The sequence below is a fragment of the Streptomyces sp. NRRL WC-3549 genome, assembly GCF_000721935.1.
GTDB lineage: Bacteria > Actinomycetota > Actinomycetes > Streptomycetales > Streptomycetaceae > Streptomyces.
Genome location: NZ_KL585391.1, coordinates 134,130 through 136,313 on the forward strand (window position 1 = coordinate 134,130; position 2,184 = coordinate 136,313).

A 2,184-nucleotide genomic window follows, 5' to 3' on the forward strand; every position below is an offset into this window, starting at 1 on the left:
CGGCAGCCTGCCCGGCGCGGTCCCCGAGGTGGGTGCGCCGGAGCAGGCCGTGGCGGAGATCAGCGTGCCCGGGCTGCGGCGCAGACGGCTGGTGCGCAGTGCGTTCCGGGCGGCGGCCGGCGGCGGTCAGTCGAACACGTAGGCCTCGACCTCGGCGAGGTAGCGCGCCCTGCGCTCCTCGTCGTGGTCGAGGAAGGCCGCCTCGAAGGAGTTGCGGGCCAGGGTGCGCAGCTGCTCACGGTCCAGGCCGAGCGCCTCGTGGACGGCCTGGAAGGTGTCGCCGACGTATCCGCCGAAGTAGGCGGGGTCGTCGGAGTTGACCGTGCAGAGCAGTCCGGCGTCCATCATGGCCCGCAGCGGGTGCTCCTCCAGGGTGTCGACGGCGCGCAGCCGTACGTTGGACAGCGGGCAGAGCGTGAGCGGTACCCGGTCGGCGGCCAGCCGCTCCACCAGCTCCGGGTCCTCCATGCAGCGCAGCCCGTGGTCGATCCGCTCGACGCCCAGGACGTCCAGGGCCTCCCGGATGTACGCGGGCGGGCCCTCCTCGCCGGCGTGGGCGACCTTGCGCAGGCCGAGGGCGCCGGCCGCCTCGTACACCTCGCGGAACTTGGCGGGCGGGTGGCCCACCTCCGCGGAGTCGAGGCCGACGGCGCTGACGCGGTGCAGGTACGGCTTCGCGGCCTCCAGGGTCGCGAGGGCCGACTCGGCGGACTCGTCGCGCAGGAAGCACATGATCAGCTGGGTGGAGACGCCGTGCGTCTCCTCGCTGCGCTCCAGCGCCCTGCCGAGTCCCTCGATCACGGTGCCGATCGGCACACCGCGGGCGGTGTGGGCCTGCGGGTCGAAGAAGATCTCCGCGTGCCGGACGCCCTGGGCGGCGGCGCGGGCGAGGTAGGCGTCGGCCAGCTCGGCGAAGTCGTCCTCGGTGCGCAGCACCGCCATGAGGGCGTAGTAGAGGTCGAGGAAGCTCTGGAGGTCCTCGAAGAGGTAGGCGGTGCGCAGTTCCTCGGTGTCCGCGTAGGGCAGGTCGACGCCGTTGCGGGCGGCGAGGGCGAAGGCCAGCTCGGGTTCGAGGGTCCCTTCGATGTGGAGGTGGAGCTCTGCTTTGGGGAGGTGCACGGGGTTCTCGTAACTGGTCACTGGTGGCGGGTGGGTACGGGGACCGTGATCAGGTCCTGGGCGATGGTCAGTTCACCTTCGAAGCCGGCTGCCCTGGCCTGCTGCTCGAAGAGCCCGGGGTCGTGGTAGCGCTGGGAGAAGTGCGTGAGCACGAGGTGCCGCACGCCGGACTCCTTCGCCACCCGGGCCGCCTGTCCGGCGGTGAGGTGGCCGTGGTCGGCGGCGAGCCGGCCGTCCTCGTCGAGGAACGTCGACTCGATGACCAGCATGTCGCATCCCTCGGCGAGTGCGAAGGCGCCGTCGCAGAGCCGGGTGTCCATGACGAACGCGAACCGCTGGCCGCGGCGGGGCTCGGAGACCTCGTCGAGCGTGACACCGCCCAGGACCCCGTCCCGCTGGAGCCGTCCGACGTCGGGCCCCGCGATGCCGTGCTCGGCGAGCTTCCCGGGGAGCATCCGCCGCCGGTCGGGCTCGGTCAGCCGGTAGCCGTAGGACTCGACGGGGTGCGAGAGCCTGCGGCTGTCCAGGGTGTACGCGTCGGTGGTGGCCAGGACCCCGTCGGCGGCGACGGGCGCCTCGGCCAGCGCCACGGTCTCACGGTAGGCGGTGGAGTACCGCAGCCGGTCGAAGAAGTGCTGCCCGCTCGCCGGGAAGTGGGCGGTGACGGGGTGCGGGACCTGGTCCAGGTTGATGCGCTGGATCACCCCGGCCAGGCCCAGCGAGTGGTCGCCGTGGAAGTGCGTGACGCAGATCCGGTCGATGTCGTGGGCGGCGACGCCCGCCCTCAGCATCTGGCGCTGGGTTCCCTCACCGGGGTCGAAGAGGATGCCCTCGCCGTCCCAGCGCAGCAGGTAGCCGTTGTGGTTGCGGTGCCGGGTCGGGACCTGGCTGGCGGTGCCGAGGACGACGAGCTCACGTACGGACACGATGTGCGGGCCGCTCTAGCCGGGGGGCCACTGCATGCCGCGCCCGCCCAGGACGTGCGCGTGTGCGTGGAAGACGGTCTGGCCCGCGCCGGAACCGGTGTTGAGGACGATGCGGTAGCCGCTCTCGACGATCTTCTCG

The 2,184-nt window shown here is 72.3% G+C and carries 3 protein-coding genes and 1 pseudogene; 1 reads left to right on the forward strand and 3 read right to left on the reverse strand.

Going from position 1 to position 2,184, the window contains the following annotated elements:
* A pseudogene (locus IH13_RS42150) lies at window positions 1-142 on the forward strand (MFS transporter); the annotation flags it as partial.
* Here IH13_RS42150 and IH13_RS0109195 read toward each other — a convergent pair.
* From IH13_RS0109195 to IH13_RS0109205, 3 genes are all read right to left on the reverse strand, one after another.
* Entirely contained in the window at window positions 127-1,119 is a 993-nt protein-coding gene (locus IH13_RS0109195) for an adenosine deaminase (protein WP_031082741.1), read from the reverse strand. The pseudogene IH13_RS42150 and the gene IH13_RS0109195 sit on opposite strands and share 16 nt — an antisense overlap.
* A gap of 17 nt (window positions 1,120-1,136) precedes the next feature.
* Window positions 1,137-2,045, reverse strand: a complete 909-nt coding sequence (locus tag IH13_RS0109200; protein ID WP_031082742.1) for a ribonuclease Z — start codon at window positions 2,043-2,045, stop codon at window positions 1,137-1,139.
* 15 nt (window positions 2,046-2,060) lie between these two features.
* Window positions 2,061-2,184: HIT domain-containing protein (locus IH13_RS0109205; protein WP_031082744.1), on the reverse strand; the 124-nt coding region annotated here is incomplete at its 5' end.